The 20,022-nt window shown below is 67.5% G+C and carries 15 protein-coding genes; 4 read left to right on the top strand and 11 right to left on the bottom strand.

Going from position 1 to position 20,022, the window contains the following annotated elements; all coding sequences use genetic code 11:
* Positions 1-183: 183 nt before the first annotated feature.
* The gene (locus CFB52_RS20055) at positions 184-1,359 is read left to right on the top strand and encodes an acyltransferase (RefSeq protein WP_099317252.1); all 1,176 of its coding nucleotides are present in this window, start codon (positions 184-186) and stop codon (positions 1,357-1,359) included.
* A 371-nt stretch (positions 1,360-1,730) separates the two neighbouring features.
* Here CFB52_RS20055 and CFB52_RS20050 read toward each other — a convergent pair whose 3' ends face one another.
* Genes CFB52_RS20050 through CFB52_RS20040 form a run of 3 tightly spaced genes read right to left on the bottom strand, consistent with a single transcriptional unit; the run spans position 1,731 to position 7,919 of the window.
* Complete coding sequence (locus tag CFB52_RS20050; protein WP_180278232.1) at positions 1,731-4,199, bottom strand: glycosyltransferase family 4 protein; 2,469 nt, start codon at positions 4,197-4,199, stop codon at positions 1,731-1,733.
* Positions 4,196-5,662: a flippase gene (locus CFB52_RS20045; protein ID WP_099317250.1), complete on the bottom strand. Its 1,467-nt coding sequence runs from the start codon at positions 5,660-5,662 to the stop codon at positions 4,196-4,198. Before CFB52_RS20045 ends, CFB52_RS20050 begins: the two co-directional genes overlap by 4 nt.
* Before the next feature lie 40 nt (positions 5,663-5,702).
* Complete coding sequence (locus CFB52_RS20040; RefSeq protein ID WP_099317249.1) at positions 5,703-7,919, bottom strand: hypothetical protein; 2,217 nt, start codon at positions 7,917-7,919, stop codon at positions 5,703-5,705.
* 445 nt (positions 7,920-8,364) lie between these two features.
* Between CFB52_RS20040 and CFB52_RS20030 the strand changes: the two genes are divergently transcribed.
* The 3 genes from CFB52_RS20030 to CFB52_RS20020 are packed head-to-tail and all read left to right on the top strand — an operon-like array spanning position 8,365 to position 11,463.
* Complete coding sequence (locus tag CFB52_RS20030) at positions 8,365-9,429, top strand: acyltransferase (protein ID WP_060311222.1); 1,065 nt, start codon at positions 8,365-8,367, stop codon at positions 9,427-9,429.
* Between the two features lie 35 nt (positions 9,430-9,464).
* Positions 9,465-10,511, top strand: a complete 1,047-nt coding sequence (gene gmd, locus CFB52_RS20025) for a GDP-mannose 4,6-dehydratase (RefSeq protein WP_059639179.1) — start codon at positions 9,465-9,467, stop codon at positions 10,509-10,511.
* On the top strand, positions 10,498-11,463 hold the full coding sequence (locus CFB52_RS20020) for an NAD-dependent epimerase/dehydratase family protein (RefSeq protein ID WP_099317248.1): 966 nt from the start codon (positions 10,498-10,500) through the stop codon (positions 11,461-11,463). The genes gmd and CFB52_RS20020 overlap by 14 nt, the downstream gene beginning before the upstream one ends.
* 103 nt (positions 11,464-11,566) lie before the next feature.
* Here CFB52_RS20020 and CFB52_RS20015 read toward each other — a convergent pair whose 3' ends face one another.
* From CFB52_RS20015 to CFB52_RS19980, 8 genes are all read right to left on the bottom strand, one after another.
* Entirely contained in the window at positions 11,567-12,757 is a 1,191-nt protein-coding gene (locus CFB52_RS20015; RefSeq protein ID WP_059583129.1) for an O-succinylhomoserine sulfhydrylase, read from the bottom strand.
* Positions 12,758-13,020: 263 nt separating this feature from the next.
* On the bottom strand, positions 13,021-14,553 hold the full coding sequence (purF, locus tag CFB52_RS20010; RefSeq protein WP_059582739.1) for an amidophosphoribosyltransferase: 1,533 nt from the start codon (positions 14,551-14,553) through the stop codon (positions 13,021-13,023).
* A gap of 51 nt (positions 14,554-14,604) precedes the next feature.
* Positions 14,605-15,099, bottom strand: a complete 495-nt coding sequence (locus CFB52_RS20005; RefSeq protein ID WP_059582742.1) for a CvpA family protein — start codon at positions 15,097-15,099, stop codon at positions 14,605-14,607.
* Between the two features lie 6 nt (positions 15,100-15,105).
* Positions 15,106-15,942, bottom strand: a complete 837-nt coding sequence (locus CFB52_RS20000) for an SPOR domain-containing protein (RefSeq protein WP_099317247.1) — start codon at positions 15,940-15,942, stop codon at positions 15,106-15,108.
* Positions 15,943-15,971: 29 nt separating this feature from the next.
* On the bottom strand, positions 15,972-17,282 hold the full coding sequence (folC, locus tag CFB52_RS19995; protein WP_060311225.1) for a bifunctional tetrahydrofolate synthase/dihydrofolate synthase: 1,311 nt from the start codon (positions 17,280-17,282) through the stop codon (positions 15,972-15,974).
* Positions 17,283-17,377: 95 nt separating this feature from the next.
* Positions 17,378-18,250 (bottom strand): acetyl-CoA carboxylase, carboxyltransferase subunit beta, encoded by an 873-nt coding sequence (gene accD / locus CFB52_RS19990; protein ID WP_040139428.1) that lies wholly within the window; start codon positions 18,248-18,250, stop codon positions 17,378-17,380.
* 65 nt (positions 18,251-18,315) lie between these two features.
* The gene (gene trpA / locus CFB52_RS19985; RefSeq protein WP_059582749.1) at positions 18,316-19,131 is read right to left on the bottom strand and encodes a tryptophan synthase subunit alpha; all 816 of its coding nucleotides are present in this window, start codon (positions 19,129-19,131) and stop codon (positions 18,316-18,318) included.
* A gap of 36 nt (positions 19,132-19,167) precedes the next feature.
* Positions 19,168-20,016, bottom strand: coding sequence for a site-specific DNA-methyltransferase (locus tag CFB52_RS19980; RefSeq protein ID WP_099317246.1), 849 nt, complete (start codon positions 20,014-20,016; stop codon positions 19,168-19,170).
* Positions 20,017-20,022 lie beyond the last annotated feature (6 nt).

Genomic DNA, 20,022 nt, shown 5'->3' with positions numbered 1-20,022 from the left:
AAACTATCAGAAAAAAATCGGCAAATAATTCAGGCGGCTCTCGGAACCACTTTCAGTTCTCGATAAACCCATGATGCGGAATACCGATATTTCCGGACGAGATTTTTTTATTCATTGACGGAATTCTTGCGCATTACGATTGGATGAAACTTCCCGTCCATCCGTCGCAAGGAATCGAATCGCATGCAAGCTTTCAGCGGATCGTCTCTGGCCGCGCCGCCCGTCGCCGACCACAAGGAACACGTGATCGACGCGATGCGCGGCTTCGCGGCGCTGCTCGTCGCCTATTTCCACTGCCGCCAGGTCGTCTGGGTCGGCATGCAAAGCTTCCATCATGCTTACGGCCACGCGCTGAGCCCCGGCGCGATCGCCGGCTACCTGACCTTTCCGTTCGCGTGGGGCTCTGCCGGCGTACCGATCTTCTTCGTGATCAGCGGCTACTGCATCCACCGCAACGCGGTGCTCAAGCTGGCGGCGAACCCCGCGTACCGGCTCGACGCGCCGAACTTCTGGCTGCGCCGCTTCGCGCGCATCTACCCGGTGCTGCTCGCCGCGCTGCTGTTCACGCTCGCGCTCGACGCGGTCAGCCTGCAGATCGAGCCCGTCAGCCACAAGATCCGCGACGTCGGCGTCGTCGCGTTCCTCGTGAACCTGTTCTCGCTGCAGGGCGTCGCCGGCTATACGTACGGCTCGAACGGCGCGCTGTGGACGCTGTCGCTCGAAGTGCAGTTCTACGCGATCTACCCGCTGCTGTTCGCGCTGCGCCGGCGCATCGGCATGCCGGCCGTCGTGGCCGCGGTCGCGCTCGTCAACGTCGCGTCGGCGTGGCTGCTCGAACGGCACGACCTGCAGTTCTTCACGTCCTACTGGCTGTCCTGGACGATCGGCGCGTGGATCGCCGACGTGCGCGCGCAGCAGTCGCGCGGCACGGCCGTCGTGCCGTCGCGCGCATGGTACGTCGCGGCCGCGGTGCTGCTCGCCGCCGGCTGCGGCGCGTTCCATTTCGGCCAGTACGGCGCGTTCCAGCTATGGTCGGCCGGCTTCGCGTGCTTCCTGTACCGCGCCCTCGCCCGCCCGCCGCGCGCCACGCCGCCGCTGCGCGTGCTGAGCTGGTTCGGCGACTTCAGCTACTCGCTGTATCTCGTCCACCTGCCGCTGTTCGTCTGCCTCGGCTCGGTGCTGTTCCACTCCGAGCTGCAACTGTCGATCTGGCCGTCGTTCGCGTTCATGGCCGTCGCGATTCCGGTGGCGTACCTGTTCTACCGGATGTTCGAACGGCCGGCGATGATGTGGTCGGCCAGCTTCAAGCCGACCCGCGCCGCCCGCGTCGTCGCGTCGACGCCCGAGCAGGCGGTCTGACGCCGGGCGGCCGGCCCGTCCGGCTCCGAAGCCCTCGCGCGGCGTCCCGCCGCTCGGGGGCTTTTTCACGGCTGGCGCGCGGTTGCAGGCCGGTTCGACAAGGGACCGGCAGCCTGCCGCGCGCCGACCGCGCCACGGCCCGCGCAAGCCGCCGGTGCGCGGTTTCCTCGGTACGACTGCGACGGTGTCCTGCTCGCGTCACGTTGCCGACGGCCCGCTCCCGTTCCAGATAACGATCGGCCAAGCTCGCGCCGACTCGGACTCGAGCCCGCCAACCCGCCCCAACCAGGCGCGTCGCCCGCTGAACGACGAAGCCCCCGCACGGCACGACGCCGCACGGAGGCTCGTTTCCCGCCGGCGCGCGCCGGCTGCTATTTCTTCGCTTTCGCGGCCCGGGCGGCCTTCGCCGTATCGGAGAGAATCTTCTCGACCCGCTCCACGTAGGTTTCGGTCCCGAACCGCCGCACCGCGGTCGCGCGCCCGCTCGCGACGAGCCGCTCGCGCAGTGCGCCGTCGCGCTTGAGCGTCGTCAGCGCGTCGGCCAGCGCGGCCGCGTTGCCCGGCTCGCAGAGCAGCCCGTTGTCGCCGTCCTCGATGATCTCGACGACGCCGCCCGCACGCGCCGCGACGACGGGTCGGCGCGCGAGCATCCCCTCGACGATCACCCGCCCGAACGGTTCGGGCGTGATCGACGTATGCGCGACGACGTCGACGGCCGTCATGCACGCGGCCACGTCGCGCTGGAATCCGAGGAAATGCACGCGCTCGTCCATCCCGTGCTGCGCGACGTATTCGTGCAGTTGCGCCGCATAGTCGTCCTCGCCGAACAGCGGCGCGCCGACCAGCACCACGTGCATGTCGGGATGCCGCGCGGCGGCCTCCAGCAGCACGTGCTGCCCCTTCCAGCGCGCGAGCCGGCTGAACGAACCGACCAGCCATGCGTCCGTCGGCAACCCGAGGCGCGCGCGCAGCGCCGCCTGGCTCACGCCTTCCAGCGCATCGAACGGTTCGGCCGAGATGCCGTTGAACACGACGTCGACGTGCTGCGGCGTGAAGCCCGTCAGCGCGCGGAACGCCTGCGCGGATGCATCGGAGTTCGCGATCACGCGCGTGACGCCGAGCCGCGCGCAGTACTTGATCGCCTGCAACTGCTTGCCGCCGAAATGGTCGGCGCTGACGATGTCGCGCAAATGCCAGACCACCGGCTTGCGCGCGAGCCGCCCGGCAAGCGCGGCGACCACCATCGCGCGTTGCGTGTTCGCGTAGATCACCTCGGCGCGACGCGCGCGCCGGGCGACGTCGCGCACGAGCCGCACGAGCTGCTTCACCGCGCCGAACGACACGCCGCCCTGCTTGCGCACGCCCGCGAGCGCGCCTTGGTCGACCACGTCGACGCGCGCGCCGATCTCGTCGAGCGCCGCGCGGAACGGGCCGTCGTCGAACAGCAGCACGTCGGCGTTCGCGCGCATGTGCTTCATGATCTCGAGCAGCGACAGCTCGGCGCCGCCGAGCACGCCGCTCTGATCGAGCACAAGCGTCGCCGGGCCGCGCGCGGCCGGCATCGGCGCGGCCGTGCCGCGCCGCGCGGTCGAGCCGGGCAGCGCTTGCTCCACGTAGTCGAGGAAGCGCTGCCGGAACGTATCGGCGGAAAACCGCTCCGCGTTCGCGCGGCACGCGTTGGGCGTGAAGCGCTGCGGCGCGCGCTCGAAATCGTCGACGGCCGCGACGATCGCGTGCGGCGTCTGTTCGTCGAAGAACAGGCCCGTCGGGTTCAGGCTCGACTGCGGGTCGAGCACGGTTTCGAGCGCACCGCCCTTGCCGTACGCGATGACCGGCGTGCCGCACGCCTGCGCCTCGACGACCGAGATCCCGAAATCCTCCTCGGCCGCGAACACGAACGCCTTCGCGCGCCGCATCCGGTCGTGCAGCACCGCGAACGGCTGATAGCCCATGATCTCGACGTTCGGGCCGGCCTTCGCGCGGATTTTCTGCATCTCGGGGCCGTCGCCGATCACGACGAGCTTGCGCTCGGGTGTGCGCGAAAACGCTTCGACGATCAGGTCGATCTTCTTGTACGGCACCATCCGCGACGCGGTCAGGTAGAAGTCCTCCTTCGCCGCGTTCAGCGAGAACGCGTCGACGTCGACCGGCGGGAAGATCACCGCGGCGTCGCGGTGGTAGACCTTCTTGATGCGCCGCGCGATGAACGCGGAATTCGCGACGAAGCCGTCCACCGCGTTCGCGGTGCGCGTATCCCAGTTGCGGATGTAATGGAGAATCATCCGCGCGAGCAGCGATTTCGGCCCGTGCGTGAGATTCGACTGTTCCAGATACTGGTGCTGCAGGTCCCACGCATAGCGGATCGGCGAATGCACGTAGCTGATGTGCACCTGGTCCGGCCCGGTCAGCACGCCCTTCGCGACCGCGTGGCTGCTCGAGATCACGAGGTCGTACTCGGACACGTCGAGCTGCTCGATCGCGAGCGGCATCAGCGGCAGGTAGCTGCGGTACTTGGTGCGCGCGAACGGCAGCTTCTGGATGAACGACGTCGTCACCGGCTTGCCACGCACGAACGCGCGGTCGTCGAGGAAATCGACGAGGCTGAACAGGTCCGCGTCGGGAAAGCACGCGACGATCTGTTCGAGCACGCGCTCGGCGCCCGCGTAGGTGACGAGCCAGTCGTGGACGATCGCCACGCGCAGCGCACGCGCCGGCTGCCGCGCGCCGGCCCGTTCGGCCGGCACCGCCCGGTGCAGCGCGGCGGCGTCGCCCGCGTGGGCCACGGCGGCGTCGGCCGTGGCGAGATTCAGGACGGCGTGTTCCGCCAGATCGCGATTCATGCAGTTCTCCTCGCATTGAGACGGACGAACAGGTCGCGCACGAGTGCACGCAATCCCGGCGTCATCGTGAGCGACCACGCAACGTTCAGCACCAGCACGACCGCGCACAGGCCGATCGACTGGACCAGCCCCGGCCACGCTTGCGCCAGAAACAGGCTAGCGAGCAGGAAGGCGAGATGGGCGAGCATGTCGAGCACGATCGCGCGCATCCGGATCGCCGACAGGTACAGCAGCACGCCGTAGTCGACGAGCGCGCGCGCCGCGACGACCACCGCCGCGCCGATCAGCCCGAAGTGATGAATGCCGAGCCACAGGCCGCCGACGAAGAACGGCATCTCGACGAGCCCGGCGAATGCCGCGCGGGCCGGATTGACCTGCGACTGGATCAGGATGCGTGTGACGCTCGCCTGCCCGACGAGCCATACGCTGATCACGAGCACGCGGCCGACCGGCGCCGAATGCGCGGCGAGATCGGCGCCAACCCACAGCGTGAGGAACGGCGCGAGCGCGAAGATCGCGACGATGCCGACCGGCGTGAACACGCCGTTCAGGAATTCGAGCGACTGGCGCGCGAGGGTATCCGCGTGATCGCGGCCGACCGCCGACAGGCGCGGAAACAGCGTGCGCACCAGTGCGTTCGGCAGCATGTTCAGGCGCGTGACGAGGTTCTGCGGCACCGTGTAATAGGTGACGAACTTCGCGCCCATGCCGGCGCCGAGCATCACGCGGTCGAGCGTGTCGGCGATCATGCTGGTCGTGCTCGCGATCAGCATCCAGCCGCCGAAGTTGAACAGCCCCTTCGCGGTACCCCACTGCGGCGGATCGATGCGGCGGATGCCGAGCACCTTGATGCTGGCCTGGCCGAGCATCACCGCCGCGATCAGCCGCGCGACGACGGCCGCGGCGAGCACCGTCTGCAGGTTCGGCGCGATCCACCACGCGGCGGCGAGCGGCAGCAGCTGGAACAGGAACGTGCCGATCGTCTGGTTCGTGTTGAACACGCCGAACCGTTCGGCGCCGTTGATCGCGCCGGCGAACACCCACGACACGTTCGCGAGCGGAATCGCGAGCGCAAGCCACGGCAGCGCGAGATACACCTCGTGCTGCATCGCGGCCGACGCCTTCGTGAAATACGCGGTGTAGACGAACGCACCGAAATAGATCAGCAACCCGCCCGCGATGCCGGTGCCGAGATTCAGCCAGAACGCGCTCCAGAACACGCGCGCGCTTTCGTCGGCGTCGCCGCTCGCGAGCGCCTTCGAGATGTGGTTCTGCGCGGCCATGCTCATCCCGAGATCGAGGATCCCGAAATAGCCGATCAGCGTCCACACGAGGCTGACGACGCCGTAGCGTTCGACGCCGAGCGCGTGGATGTACGCGGGCACGGTCACCAGCGACACGAAGGTCGGCAGGATCAGCCCGATGAAGTTGATCGAAACGTTCTTGAGTATGCCTTTGTCCATGCTTAAGCCTTGAGTGACGTCGACGACGGCGCGCCGCCCGTCACGGTTTCCAGCGATACATCAGCACCTTGCCGCGCGCGTCTTCCTCGACGAACACGAGGTATTCGCCGTTCTCGCGCCGGAACGCGCTGATGCCGAACGGCACGTCGACCCAGCCGGAGGCCTTGCCGACCTCGGCGCCCGGGCTCATCACGCCCACTTCCTTGCCGGTTTCCTTGTCGTACACGTGGATCTTGCCGACCGGCTCCACCGTGAAGATGTAGCGGCCTTCGACCGTGATCCCGATCAGGTCGAGGATCGGCTTCGCATCGAGCTGCCATGGCAGCGCGACCTGGTAGCGCACCACCGGCGAGCCGCTCGACCACTTGTCGAAGCGCACCAGCACGCGGCCGACTTCCTTGTTGATGCCCGGCTGCGGCGGCGCGTCGGCCGTGTAGCCGGTCACGTACAGCGTGTCCGTCTGCGCGTCGTAGATCGACCGGCGCAGTTGCGTGAACGGCTGCGGCATCGGGTAGGTCGTGACCTTGTCGTACGAATAGATCGGGTTGCCGGCCTTGTCGACGCCGCCGTACTGGAAGCGGTGGATGCCGCGCACGTCGCTCGTGCGCCAGATGTCGCCCTTCGTGTCGACCCACCAGCCCCAGCCGCCCGCCTTCGCCTTGCCCGTCGTGTTGATCTCGGACTCGTCGGCATCGATCCGGCCGTTGCCGTTCGCGTCGCGCCACAGCCAGTCGCCGCCCGGCGGCTTGTTCGGCACCTTGTCGACCGGCCGCGCGCGGCCCGCGATCAGGCCGGACGGAATCGCGACCTCGCCGTCGCGCTTCGCGTCGAAGCGGTAGATCTTCAGATGATCGGCGTACATGTCGGTCAGGTACAGGAACGTGCGGCCGTCGACGCGCCGCGCGATCGGCATGCCCGGATACTGGTCGGTGTGGAACACGGGGTCGTCCGGATACTTGAAGCGGTTCGACAGGAAGCCGACGTATTTCCAGTCCTGGCCCGGCGGCTTCGACAGGTCGAGCTCGAAGCGCTTGTTGCCCGTGTACACGCTGTTCGGCCGCGCGGGGTCGAGCCACGCGCCGTCGACGAACAGCAGCCCCTGCACCTGCCAGCGCAGCTTGCCGTCCGGCGTGTAGCTTTCCAGCACCGCGCCGAGCCCCGCGCCGATCGTGTCGTGGCGCGGCCCGATCCCGTTCATCGATACGTAGACGTTGCCCGCGCGGTCGACGCCGACACCCGTCAGCCCGTTGAAGCGCTGCGGCCCCGGGCGCCCCGGCACCGGCCCCGCGAAGATGCCGCCGCGCTCGCCGAGCGTGCCCGACGGCGCATAGCCGTTGCCGCCCTTCGAGAAGATCAGGATCTGCTGGCGCGGCCCGTTGTCCGCGACGAGCACGCGCCCTTTCGCATCGACCGCCACGTCCACCGCGTCGGTGCCTGCCGGCAGCGCCGGCGCGTCGTCGAGTTTGCGGCCGTCGGCCCGCACGTGCACGAGATGCGCGGGCCCGCCGAGCGTATCGGTCAGCAGCCACAGCGTGCCGTCGCCCGCGAGCGCGATGCGGCCCGGCTCGTGCGCGCTCCACGTGCCCTTCCGCTGCATCGTCTCCGCGTCGTACACGTCCACCGCGTCGCGCGACGGATTGGTCGCGAACAGCGTCTTGTCATCCGCCGCGAGGCCGCCCACTTCCGCCTTCGCGTCGCCCACTTCCGAGCGTGCGGGCGCCGGCACCTCGTTCATCATCATGAAGCTGGCGGCCATTCGCGCGCGGCCGGCATCGGCGCGGCCGCCCGGCGCGACCGGCGGCGCTGCGCGAAACGGCGCGGGCTGCTTCATGTCGCCGATCGTGCGCCGCGAGATGCCGAACCATTGCTTGCCCTTGTCCGGCCAGATGCCGGGCGACTGCAGGTGGCCACGCTCGTTGCCGACGCCGATCGCGACATACGCATACTTGCCGTTCACCGCGATCGCGTTGCCGCCGAGGTTGCCCCAGCCGTGGGTGCCACCGGCGAAGCCAAGCATCTTCCCGTCCTGGTAGACGCTCGCCTCGGCGCCGCTCTCGTCCCACGGCGCATTCGTATACACCTTGCCGTCGGGCGTCACCGCGATCGCGCGGATGTCGATCTGCGTCCAGCTGCCGTCGCCATAGCCGAACGTGTTGCCGATCCACGAGGTCGTCGCGGGCAACACCGTTTCGGCCGGCACGGCGCTCGTCAGCAGCGCCGCGCATACCGTCACGCCAACCAGAATCAGACGTCGCAATGCGCTTCTCCAGACTCGATGCAACAACGACCGGCGCAGCCTCGGATGGCCGGCGGCTGCGCCCTGTCGCTAAATGGGTTTCAAACGTCGCGATGCAGGTTACAAGCAAAAATAATCACAAGAAATTTGGAAATATTTGGGGATGTTTCCGCCAGAAATATCGAACCGGAACGGGCAGTCAATCCGGCCCGGAAACGGCAATAACGACCGCCTTTCCCGCGCCGCCACGTAGAAAATTCCTCCCCGCGCCGCGTCTGGCGGCCGCCCGGTGCAAATCTTTCGTCTCGCGACCGTAATAATCGGCATTCGGGTATTTGCCGTCAGATAAATGGCGCGCGTTTTTTTTACCGATTTCTTTTCCCTAGAATCGTTTTCGATTCCCTATTTCATTTAAAGGCATGCAATACGTACACGCATCGGATGCGGGTCGTGAAGGAGCCGCGCGATGACGGCCCTGTCGCGCCCCGCCGACCTCGCCCCGCCGCAACACGGCCGCATCGTGCAGCTCGACGGGCTGCGCGCGATCGCCGTGGGCGCTGTGTTCCTGCAGCACGCGCTGAAGGCGCCGCTGTGGATGGGCGTCGATCTGTTCTTCGTGCTGAGCGGGTTGCTGATCACCGGCATCCTGCTCGATCGCAAGGCGCGCGGGCAGTCGTACTTCAGCCACTTCTACGCGCGCCGCGTGCGCCGCATCCTGCCGCCGTACGTGCTGCTGCTGGCGGTGTCGACGCTGCTGTTCGGCGCGAGCTGGCTGCCGCACTGGCCGTGGTTCGCGTTCTTCTCGACCAATATCGGGCTGTCGCTCGGCAGCATCGGCCATGACAGCCTGAACGTGCTGTGGTCGCTCGCGGTCGAGGAGCAGTTCTACATCTTCTGGCCGTTCGTCGTGCTGTGGTGCTCGGAGCGCGCGCTGCTGTGGGTCGCCGCCGCGCTGATCGTCGCGGCGCCGGTGCTGCGCGCGATCGCGACGCCGTGGTTCGATTCGTTCTGGCCGATCTACTACCTGACGCCGTTCCGGATGGACCTGCTCGCGGCCGGCGCGTTGCTCGCGATCGTGCTGCGCCGCGACCGGCGCGCGCTGGAGCCGTTCTATCCGCTCGCGATCGTCGGCGCGCTCGTGTCGCTCGCGATCCTCGGCTGGCTGCACCTGTCGTTCCCGCGCTTTCGCGCCGCGAACACGCCGCTGTCGAACGCGGCGCTCTACAGCATCTCGCTGCTGCTGTGCACGTCGATCGTCGTGATCGCGCTGCGCGGGCGCGGCCTCGTGCAACGCGTGCTGACGAACCCGATGCTCGTCTACGTCGGCACCGTCAGCTACACCGTCTACCTGATCCACCTGAGCGTGCTGTACGCGCTGTGGCCGCTGCACCTGAACCGTTTCGTCACGGCCGCGCTGGCGCTTGCGATCACGCTCGCGTACGCGACCCTGAGCTGGTACGGCTTCGAACGGCGCCTGACGCGCGGGCCCGCGCGCCGCGCGCTGCCGGCCGCCGCCGGCACGACCGCCTGAATCTCATCATCCATCGCTTCTACCAGGACAACGCCATGAGCCAAACGCGTAAAAAGGCCATCATCACCGGAATTTCGGGGCAAGACGGTGCGTACCTGACCAAACTGCTGCTCGACAAGGGCTACGAAGTCACCGGCACCTATCGCCGCACCAGCTCGGTGAATTTCTGGCGCATCGCCGAGCTCGGCGTCGACACGCACCCGAACCTGACGCTCGTCGAACACGACCTGACCGACGCGGGCTCGAGCCTGCGCCTGCTCGAACGCACGCAGCCGGACGAGCTCTACAACCTGGCCGCGCAAAGCTTCGTCGGCGTGTCGTTCGACCAACCGGCGACCACCGCCGAAGTGACCGGCATCGGCCCGCTGAACCTGCTCGAGGCGATTCGGGTCGTGAGCCCGAAGACCCGCTATTACCAGGCGTCGACGTCCGAGATGTTCGGCAAGGTGCAGGCCATCCCGCAAACGGAAACCACCGCGTTCTACCCGCGCAGCCCCTACGGCGTCGCGAAGCTGTACGCGCACTGGATGACCGTGAACTACCGCGAGTCGTACGGCCTGTTCGGCAGCAGCGGGATCCTGTTCAATCATGAATCGCCGCTGCGCGGCCGCGAATTCGTCACGCGCAAGATCACCGACACGGTCGCGAAGATCCGGCTCGGCAAGGCGACCCGGCTCGAGCTCGGCAATCTCGACGCGAAACGCGACTGGGGCTTCGCGCTCGAATACGTCGAAGGCATGTGGCGCATGCTGCAGGCCGACGAGCCCGACACCTACGTGCTGGCGACCAACCGCACCGAAACCGTGCGCGACTTCGTGCGGATGGCGTTCGCGGCGGCCGGCTACCAGCTCGAATGGACCGGCAAGGGCGAGCAGGAGCGCGGCCTCGACGCATCGACCGGCAACGTGCTCGTCGAAGTGAACCCGAAGTTCTACCGCCCCGCGGAAGTCGACTTGCTGATCGGCTGCGCGGACAAGGCGAAAAGCAAACTCGGCTGGGAACCGAAGACGACGCTCGAACAACTTTGCCAGATGATGGTCGAAGCGGATTTGACGCGGAATCAACACCATGACACGTTCTGAGGCCGGGCGTCCGTCGCGCCGTGCGTTCGTCACGGGCCTGACGGGCTTCACCGGCCGCTACATGGTCGAACGCCTGCAGGCGGCCGGCTACGACGTCTGGGGCACGGTCGCGCCCGGCACGCCCGGCCCCGCCGATCCGGCGTTCGCGCACTGCACGCTGCTGCCCGTCGACCTGCTCGACGCGCAGGCCATGCGCGCGGCCGCGGCCGACGCGCGGCCCGACGCGGTCGTGCATCTGGCCGCGCGCGCGCATGTCGCGCAGGACGAGCCGTCGCAGACCTACGCGGTCAACATCGTCGGCACGCGCAACCTGCTGGCCGCGCTCGCCGGCCTCGACCGCCGCCCGTCGGCGGTGCTGCTCGCAAGCAGCGCGAACGTCTACGGCAACTCGACGGCCGGCGTGCTCGACGAAACCGTCGCGCCGGCCCCGGCGAACGACTACGCGGTCAGCAAGCTCGCAATGGAATATGCGGCGAAGCTGTGGGCCGACCGGCTGCCGATCGTGATCGCGCGGCCGTTCAACTACACGGGTGTCGGCCAGAGCGATGCGTATCTGCTGCCGAAGCTCGTCGCGCACTTTGCGGGCAACGCGCCGCGGATCTCGCTCGGCAATCTCGACGTGAGCCGCGATTTCTCCGACGTGCGCGACGTGACGGCCGCCTATCTGAAGCTGATCGAAGCCGCGCCGGCCGGCGAGACGTTCAACGTCTGTTCGGAGCGCGCGTATTCGCTGAAGGAAGTGCTGGCGATGCTGTCGCGCATCGCCGGCTACGTGATCGACGTGACGATCGATCCGCGCTTCGTGCGGCACAACGAAGTGAAGCGCCTGAGCGGGTCGCGCGACAAGCTGCGGCGCGCGGTGGGCGAACTGCCGATCACGCCGCTCGACGAAACGCTGCGCTGGATGGTGGACGCGATGCGTGCCGCGCCGCCCGCGCACGCCGCGGGCTGAACGTCGGCAAAACACGCGCGCAACGGCATGCGCCGAAACGACAACGGGCCGCTCTCTCGAGCGGCCCGTTTCATCGATGCCGGGCAAAAACCGGCCGTATCGCTCAGCTGTCCAGGCCGCGCGCGAGATCGTCGCGAATGTCGCCCGCGTGCTCGAGCCCGACCGCGAGGCGAATCAGCCCTTCGGTGATCCCCGCCGCCGCACGCGCTTCCGGCGTGATGCGGCCGTGCGTCGTGGTGGCCGGATGCGTGATCGTCGTGCGCGTGTCGCCGAGGTTGCCGGTAATCGACACCAGCTTCGTGTTGTCGATCACACGCCACGCGTTCGCGCGCTGCTGCTCCGGCGTGTCGCCCTTCAGCTCGAACGACACGATTGCACCGCCCGCCTTCTGCTGGCGCTTCGCGAGTTCATGCTGCGGATGCGATTCGAGGCCCGGGTAGAACACGCGCGCGACTGCCGGATGCGCGTCGAGCCAGCGCGCGATCTCCAGCGCGTTCGCCGATTGCTTCTCGACGCGCAGCGACAGCGTCTCCATCCCCTTCAGCAGCACCCACGCGTTGAACGCCGACAGCGTCGGGCCCGCGCTGCGCACGAACGGGAACACCTTGCCCATGATGAATTCCTTCGAGCCGACCAGCGCGCCGCCGAGCACGCGGCCCTGCCCGTCGAGGAATTTCGTCGCCGAGTGCATCACGACGTCCGCGCCCAGCTTCAGCGGCTGCTGCAGCACCGGGCTGCAGAAACAGTTGTCGACGACGAACAGCGCGTTCGCGGCCTTCGCGATCTTGCCGATCGCCTCGATGTCGGCGAGTTCGGTCAGCGGGTTCGACGGCGTCTCGAGGAAGAACATCTTCGTTTCCGGCCGCACCGCTTCCTGCCATGCGTTCAGGTCGGTCGGGTCGACGAAGGTCGTCGTGATCCCGAACTTGCTGAAGATCTGCGAGAACATCCCGAGCGTCGAGCCGAACAGGCTGCGCGAGCTGACGAGGTGGTCGCCCGCCTGCAGCGCGGACATCACGACCGACATGATCGCGGCCATGCCCGACGCCGTCGCGATGCACGCCTCGCCGCCCTCAAGCGCCGCGAGACGCTCCTGGAACATGGTGACGGTCGGGTTCGTGAAGCGCGAATAGGTGAAATAGTCTTCCGAATTCGCGAAGCGCTCGGCCGCGTCGGCCGCGCTCGAGAAGCAGAAGCTCGACGTGAGGAACAGCGCTTCCGAATGCTCGTTGAAGTCGCTGCGCAGCGTGCCAGCGCGCACGGCAAGCGTGTCGAAGTTGAGGGAGTCGTCCATGTTCCGTTTTCCGTATTCGATGGCCGCGCCGACGGTCATGCACGAGGCGCGGACCCGGTCAAAACCGAGGCCAAAAACAAAAAGCCCGCTATGCGTCGGCATCAGCGGGCTTCGGTGCGGTACGACAGCGATCGACTCGGGCCGGCTGCCGCCGGCCTTCGCTTTAGCTGTTTTGGGAAGTTGCCCCGCGTCCGCAAGCTGATATCAAATCGACGCAAGGCCACATCCTATCACGCCTCGATCCAAGCGCGCGCCGGCGTTCGTTACTCGACCGACAGTTGCAGGTTCATCTGCGAGCGCTCGGTATCGCTGGCCGTATCGCGATCGGCCTGCGACGCCGGCGTGAGACGCGCGCGCTCGATCGCATCGAGGTACTCGGGCGTCACGGCGCCGGTGATGTAGTTGCCGTCGAAGCACGACGCCTCGAAGCGCTCGAGCTTCGGGTTGATGTCGCGCACCGCGCGGCGCAGATCGTCGACGTCCTGATAGATCAGGTGATCGGCGCCGATGATCTTCGCGACTTCTTCGTCGGTGCGGCCGTGCGCGACGAGCTCGCCACGCGTCGGCATGTCGATGCCGTACACGTTCGGGAATTTCACGGGCGGCGCAGCCGACGCGAAGATCACCGACTTCGCACCCGCATCGCGCGCCATCTGCACGATTTCGTGCGAGGTCGTGCCGCGCACGATCGAATCGTCGACGATCAGCACGTGCTTGTCCTTGAACTCGATGCTCATCGCGTTGAGCTTCTGGCGCACCGATTTCTTGCGCACGGCCTGCCCCGGCATGATGAACGTGCGGCCGACGTAGCGGTTCTTGAAGAAGCCTTCGCGGTATTCGACGCCGAGCTTCGCGGCGACCTGCATCGCGGCCGGGCGCGACGAATCGGGAATCGGCATCACGACGTCGATCGGCACGTTCGGCAGTTCGCGCTTGATCTTCTCGGCGAGATAGTCGCCCATGCGCAGGCGCACGTTGTACACCGGCACGCCGTCGAGGCACGAATCCGGACGGGCCAGATACACGTATTCGAACATGCACGGATTCAGCGTCGGGTTCTCCGCGCACTGCTGGCTGTGGAAGTTGCCGGCCTTGTCGATGAAGACCGCTTCGCCCGGCTCCAGGTCGCGCACGAATTCGAAACCGATGCCTTCGACCGCCACCGACTCCGACGCGACCATCCATTCGGTGCCGTGCTCGGTTTCGAGCTTGCCGATGCACAGCGGGCGGATGCCGAACGGGTCGCGGAACGCGAGCAGGCCGTAGCCGGCGATCAGCGACACGATCGCGTACGAACCCTGCAGGCGGCGATGCACGCCCGAGACCGCCTTGAACACCGACGCCGGGTCGAGCTCGAGGCCCGTGGTCGACAGTTGCAGCTCGTGCGCGAACACGTTGAGCAGCACTTCGCTGTCGGAGTTGGTGTTGATGTGCCGGCGGTCGATCCGGAACATCTCGTCCTTCAGCTGCATCCAGTTCGTCAGGTTGCCGTTGTGCGCGAGGATGATCCCGAACGGCGCGTTCACGTAGAACGGCTGCGCCTCGGCCTCGCTCGACGCCGAGCCGGCCGTCGGGTAGCGTACCTGGCCGATGCCGTAGGTGCCGGGCAGGCTGCGCATGTTGCGCGTGCGGAACACGTCGCGCACCATGCCGTTCGCCTTGTACATGTGGAAATTGCTGCCGTCCGCCGTCGCGATGCCCGCCGCGTCCTGACCGCGATGCTGCAGCAGCAGCAGGCTGTCATAGATCAGCTGATTGACAGGGGATTGGGAGATAACGCCTACGATGCCGCACATGGCATGTCCTTCAAGATGACAAAATCGGTTCCGTCCTGCCCGGCCGCGCCGTCACACGCGTACGTACTGGGCCATGCCGTCGGGCAGGAGCTGCTTCAGCTCGTGCACGCCCTGTTCGGCAAAAGGACGCAATAGCGCATTGCGCCAGAAATCCTGTTTGGGCAGTTCGGTCAGCCCGGCCGCCGCGACCAGCAGCACCACCAGCACACAGCCGCGGACGAGCCCGAACATCATGCCCAGCGAGCGGTCGACGCCGCCCAGGCCGCTCGCCTGCGCGATCCGCGACAGCAGCGCGTTCGCCACGCCGGCGACCAGCACGACGCCGATCACGAGCAACGCGAAGGCGATCACCCACTGCGTCAGCGCGCCGCCCGGCCAGTTCGCCGGAATGTACGGCACGACCAGCCCGACGTAGCGGCCCGCGATCACGACCGCCGCGATCCAGCCGATCAGCCCGAAAATCTCGGACACGAAGCCGCGCCACGCGCCGCGCAACGCCGACAACGCGATCACCGCCAATACAGCGTAGTCGAAAGCCGTCAGCATCGCACGTTACTGCGTCAGTCCGGCTTCGCGCACCTTCGCGATCGCGGCGGATGCCGCCGCACGATCCGCGAACGGGCCGGCACGCAGCAGTGTAGCCGTGCTGCCGTCGGCCTGCTTGCTGTGCTCGACATATGCGGGCACGCCCGCCGATTTCAACTTGGTGGCCCACGAACGGGCGGTCGCGGCGTCCTTGAACGAACCGAGCTGCACCGCGAAGCGCGCACCGGCCGGCGACGCCGGCGACGATGCGTCGCCGCCGTCCGGGCTCGCGGCGCCGGCATTCGCGACGGTTGCGGGCGCAGGCTTCGGCGCGGCCGGTTTCGCCGCCGGAGCGGCCGGCTTCGGCGCGGGCTTCGGCGGCGTCACGCTCGCGGTGGTGGTCGTATCGGGTTTCGCGGCCGGCTTGGCGACATCCTTCGGCGCGGGCGCCGGTGCGGCCGCCACGGCCGCGTCGGATGCGGGCGGTTCGTCGTGCGCGACGCCCGCCTGCACGTCGGACACGTCGTCGTCGCGCGGCGCGACCGCCTGGTGCGCGGGCCGGTTCGGGATGTCGATCGCGATGTCGTCGGTGACCGGCTTCGGGTGCGAGTCGAGCACCATCGGCAGCACGATCACGGCGGCCACGACGAGCGCGATCGCGCCGACGAGGCGACGGCGCGCGCGTTGCTTTTCAGGAAGGGTCGGATCGAGGAGCAGTGCGTCCGATTCCGGACGCTCGGTGCGGCGCGTGCGGCGCTCGACGCGTTCAGTGCGCTCCGTGCGCACGTTCCGGGAGGCCCCGGTGCGACCGCCGCGCCGCGGGGGCGCGTCGTCGTCTTTCTTGCCGAACGAGAAAATTCCCATGAATGGCTGAGTCCGAAACTGCCCGTCAGTCAGTGTTGCTGCGATTTACGGTAGGCCAGCACGCCGGCAACCGTATGGAAACTGCCGAAAACCACGATTCTATCATTCTCGGATGCTCTTTTTAGTGCATCGCGAAACGCTTCCGCGGGCGACGCGTAACGCGTCACGCTCGAATCGGGCCCCTCCTCCACGCCGGCCTTGCGCAGCGCGGCTTCGAGCTGCTCCGCGGAGGCCGCGCGCGGCAGGGGCAGGTCGGTCACGCACCAGTGGTCGATCTCTCCCTTCAGGTGCTGCAGCACGCCGTCGATGTCCTTGTCGTGCATCGCGCCGAACACCGCGTACGTGTACGGGAAGAAGCCCATGTTGCCGAGGTTCTGCTCGAGCACGGCCGACGCATGCGGGTTGTGCGCGACGTCGAGCACGATCGCCGGCTTGCCGGGCAGCACCTGGAAGCGCCCCGGCAGCTCGACGTTCGCGAGCCCGAGCCGGATGTCCTGCGCGGACACCGGCAGCACCGGGCGCAGCGCCTCGAGCGCGGCGAGCGCGGCCGACGCGTTGATCAGCTGGTTCGCGCCGCGCAGCGCCGGATACGCGAGCGCCGGATAGCGCTTGTCGCGGCCGAGGTAGCTCCATTGCTGGCGCTCGGCCCCTGCCTGCGCCTCGTAGCGGAAATCGCGGCCGACGAGCCACAGATCGGCGCCGATCGCTTCGGCGTGGTCGACGAGCGTCTGCGGCGCGGCCGGATCGCCGCAGATCGCCGGCTTGCCCGCGCGGAAGATCCCGGCCTTCTCGAACGCAATCTTCTCGCGCGTGTCGCCGAGGTATTCGGTGTGGTCGATGTCGATGCTCGTGACGATCGCGCAATCGGTGTCGATGATGTTCACCGCATCGAGCCGGCCGCCGAGGCCGACTTCGAGGATCACCGCGTCGAGCCCGCGCGAGGCGAACAGATGCAGGATCGCGAGCGTCGTGAATTCGAAATACGTGAGCGACACGGGCTCGGCCAGCGACGTGCGCGCGGCTTCGACGGCCTCGAAGTGCGGCAGCAGTTCGTCGTCGGTCACGTTCTGCCCGTTCACGCGCGCGCGCTCGTTGAATGCGAGCAGGTGCGGCGACGTGTGGCAGCCGACCTTGTAACCCGCGCGCACGAGAATCGTCTCGAGGAACGCGCAGGTCGAGCCCTTGCCGTTCGTGCCGCCGACGGTGATCACCGGGCACGCGAATTCGAGCTGCAGCGCCGCCTTGACCTGCCCGATGCGGGTCAGGCCCATGTCGATGCCGACCGGGTGCGCGCGTTCGAGATGCGAAAGCCACGCGTCGAGAGTGGGAAATGTGCTCATCGGATCAAATCTGGATCGGTACCGCCACTACGCCAAAAAGCAAAGCGCGCCGCCTGAGAAGCCAGGCGACGCGCGGAGTCACGACGTTGCGCCGGTCAGGCCAGCGCGTCGGCCGGCTGTCGCTGCAGCAGCGCGAGCAACTGCGCGATCTCGTCGCGCATCTTGCGACGGTCGACGATCATGTCGATCGCGCCCGTCTTCAGCAGGAATTCGGCGCGCTGGAAGCCTTCCGGCAGCTTCTCGCGGACCGTCTGCTCGATCACGCGCGGGCCGGCGAAGCCGATCAGCGCCTTCGGCTCCGCGATCACGACGTCGCCGAGGAACGCGAAGCTCGCCGACACGCCGCCCATCGTCGGGTCGGTCAGCACCGAGATGAACGGCAGCTTCGCTTCGGCCAGCTTGGTCAGCATCGCGGTGGTCTTGGCCATCTGCATCAGCGACAGCAGGCTTTCCTGCATCCGTGCGCCGCCCGATGCCGTGAAGCAGATGAACGGCACGTGCTGCTCCAGCGCGTTCTGCGCACCGCGCGCGAAGCGCTCGCCGACGACCGAACCCATCGAGCCGCCCATGAACGAGAACTCGAAGCACGCTGCCACGACCGGCAGCGTGTGGATCGCGCCGCCCATCACGACCATCGCGTCGGTCTCGCCGGTTTCGTCCATCGCTTCCTTCAGACGATCGGGGTACTTGCGGCTGTCCTTGAACTTCAGCGAGTCGACCGGCACGACCTCCTGGCCGATCTCGTAGCGGCCTTCCGGATCGAGCAGCCCGTCGAGGCGCTCGCGCGCGCCGATGCGCATGTGGTGATCGCACTTCGGGCACACGTGCAGGTTCGCGTCCACGTCGTTGCGATAGAGAACGGCCTCGCAGGACGGGCACTTGACCCACAGGCCTTCCGGAATGCCCTTGCGGCTTTTCGGGTCGGTCTGCTTGATCTTCGGCGGCAACAGTTTGTCGAGCCAGCTCATCGTATGGTTTCCTGTTCCGTGGCGGGGCGGGCCGACGCGGCCCGTTCCCGCTTCCTGTGTTGTGTTTATCGCGCCGTGTTGCCGGCACCGTCCAGGGCGGCGCGCAGCTCGGCGATGAACGTCTTCAGCGCGGCGGCGGCACCTTCCGGCGCGGCGCTCTCGAGCAGTTGCACGAGGCGGCTGCCGATCACGACGGCGTCCGACACTTCGGCCACCGCACGCGCCGTTTCGGCGTCGCGGATACCGAAGCCGACGCCCACCGGAACCGGCACGCGCGACTTGATGGCCGGGATTTTACCTGCAATGCTCGAAACATCCAGATTTCCCGCGCCGGTCACGCCCTTGAGCGACACGTAATACACGTAGCCGCTCGCGATCTTGCCGACGTCGGCGATGCGTTCGTCGGTCGACGTGGGCGCGAGCAGGAAGATCGGATCGATCTGCGCGGCCCGCATCTTTTCGGCGAACACGCCCGCCTCTTCCGGCGGATAGTCGACCACCAGCACGCCGTCGACGCCGGCCGCGTGCGCTTCGGCCGCGAACGCGTCGACACCCATCCGTTCGATCGGGTTCGCATAGCCCATCAGCACGACGGGGGTTTTGGGGTCGGTTTCGCGAAAACGCTTCACGTCGGCGAGCACGCTCTTCAACGTGACGCCGCGCGCGAGCGCGCGCTCCGACGAGCGCTGGATCACCGGGCCGTCGGCCATCGGGTCCGAGAACGGCACGCCGAGCTCGATCACGTCCGCGCCGCCGGCGGCGAGCGCGTGCATGAATTCGACGGTTTTCGCGGGGTCCGGGTCGCCGGCCGTGATGAACGGGATCAGGCCCTTACGGCCTTGTTCGGCGAGCGCGGCGAAGGTCTGCTGAATACGGGACATGGCAATTTTCCTCAGTGCATTCGGCGGCGGCGCGATTCACGCGCACGCCGGCGCGGCGAGCGCGCTCACGCGCTCGTGCGCGATCGCACAATAGCTTTCGTTGATCTCGTAGCCGACGAAGTCGCGCCCCTGCCGTGCGCAGGCCACCGCGGTCGTGCCGCTGCCCATGAACGGATCGAGCACGCGGCCGCCCGGCGGGCAGCTTGCGAGCACCATCCGCTCGATGACTTCCAGCGGCTTCTGGGTCGGATGATCGACGCGCTCCGCGTGCTGCCGGTGCAGGCGCGAGACCGACCAGACGTCCTTCGGGTTGTAGCCCATCTCCAGCCACTTGCTGCCTTCGAACAGCTTGCGCGAGCGGGCCTTCTTCGTGTCGGCGTCGTACGGGATGCGGACCGGATCGAGATCGAAGTAATACGCTTTGGAAACCGCGAAAAAGCCGATGTTGTCGTGCACCGACGTGAAACGGCGCGTCGTGCCGCCCATGCTCGGCACGCGCCGGTCCCAGATGATCTCGTTGACCATCGTGAGTTGCGTCTTCAGGAAACTGAAGATTTCCGGCGCGTACTGCCACGTGCAGAAGATGTACATCGACCCGCTCGGCTTCAGCTTCGGAATCGCGAGTTCGAGCCACTCGCGCGTCCACGCGAGGAAATCGTCGCCCGAACGCTTGTCCGAATCGTTGCCGTAGTCCTTGCCGAGCCCGTACGGCGGATCGGCGACGATCAGGTCGATCGACGCATCCGGCAAGTGCGCGGCATCGGTCAGGAAATCGCGGTTGTGCAGTTCGATACCGGGCGGCAGCGCGCGCGGCACGGCGGCCGGCTGAACCGCCTCCGCCTCGCTCGCGGCGCCGCCGCCCGGTTCTTCGATCAGGTCACGCATCGTTCG

This window comes from Burkholderia sp. AU18528 (assembly GCF_002223215.2).
Lineage (GTDB): Bacteria > Pseudomonadota > Gammaproteobacteria > Burkholderiales > Burkholderiaceae > Burkholderia > Burkholderia semiarida.
This window is presented reverse-complemented; position numbering and strand designations above follow the sequence as displayed.

Excerpts from the sequence above, each read along its gene's own strand:
- CFB52_RS20055 (WP_099317252.1), top strand. The coding sequence starts at position 184 with ATGCAAGCTTTCAGCGGATCGTCTCTGGCCGCGCCGCCCGTCGCCGAC.
- CFB52_RS20050 (WP_180278232.1), bottom strand. The coding sequence starts at position 4,199 with ATGAATCGCGATCTGGCGGAACACGCCGTCCTGAATCTCGCCACGGCC.
- CFB52_RS20045 (WP_099317250.1), bottom strand. The coding sequence starts at position 5,662 with ATGGACAAAGGCATACTCAAGAACGTTTCGATCAACTTCATCGGGCTG.
- CFB52_RS20030 (WP_060311222.1), top strand. The coding sequence starts at position 8,365 with ATGACGGCCCTGTCGCGCCCCGCCGACCTCGCCCCGCCGCAACACGGC.
- gmd (WP_059639179.1), top strand. The coding sequence starts at position 9,465 with ATGAGCCAAACGCGTAAAAAGGCCATCATCACCGGAATTTCGGGGCAA.
- CFB52_RS20020 (WP_099317248.1), top strand. The coding sequence starts at position 10,498 with ATGACACGTTCTGAGGCCGGGCGTCCGTCGCGCCGTGCGTTCGTCACG.
- CFB52_RS20015 (WP_059583129.1), bottom strand. The coding sequence starts at position 12,757 with ATGGACGACTCCCTCAACTTCGACACGCTTGCCGTGCGCGCTGGCACG.
- purF (WP_059582739.1), bottom strand. The coding sequence starts at position 14,553 with ATGTGCGGCATCGTAGGCGTTATCTCCCAATCCCCTGTCAATCAGCTG.
- CFB52_RS20005 (WP_059582742.1), bottom strand. The coding sequence starts at position 15,099 with ATGCTGACGGCTTTCGACTACGCTGTATTGGCGGTGATCGCGTTGTCG.
- CFB52_RS20000 (WP_099317247.1), bottom strand. The coding sequence starts at position 15,942 with ATGGGAATTTTCTCGTTCGGCAAGAAAGACGACGACGCGCCCCCGCGG.
- folC (WP_060311225.1), bottom strand. The coding sequence starts at position 17,282 with ATGAGCACATTTCCCACTCTCGACGCGTGGCTTTCGCATCTCGAACGC.
- accD (WP_040139428.1), bottom strand. The coding sequence starts at position 18,250 with ATGAGCTGGCTCGACAAACTGTTGCCGCCGAAGATCAAGCAGACCGAC.
- trpA (WP_059582749.1), bottom strand. The coding sequence starts at position 19,131 with ATGTCCCGTATTCAGCAGACCTTCGCCGCGCTCGCCGAACAAGGCCGT.
- CFB52_RS19980 (WP_099317246.1), bottom strand. The coding sequence starts at position 20,016 with ATGCGTGACCTGATCGAAGAACCGGGCGGCGGCGCCGCGAGCGAGGCG.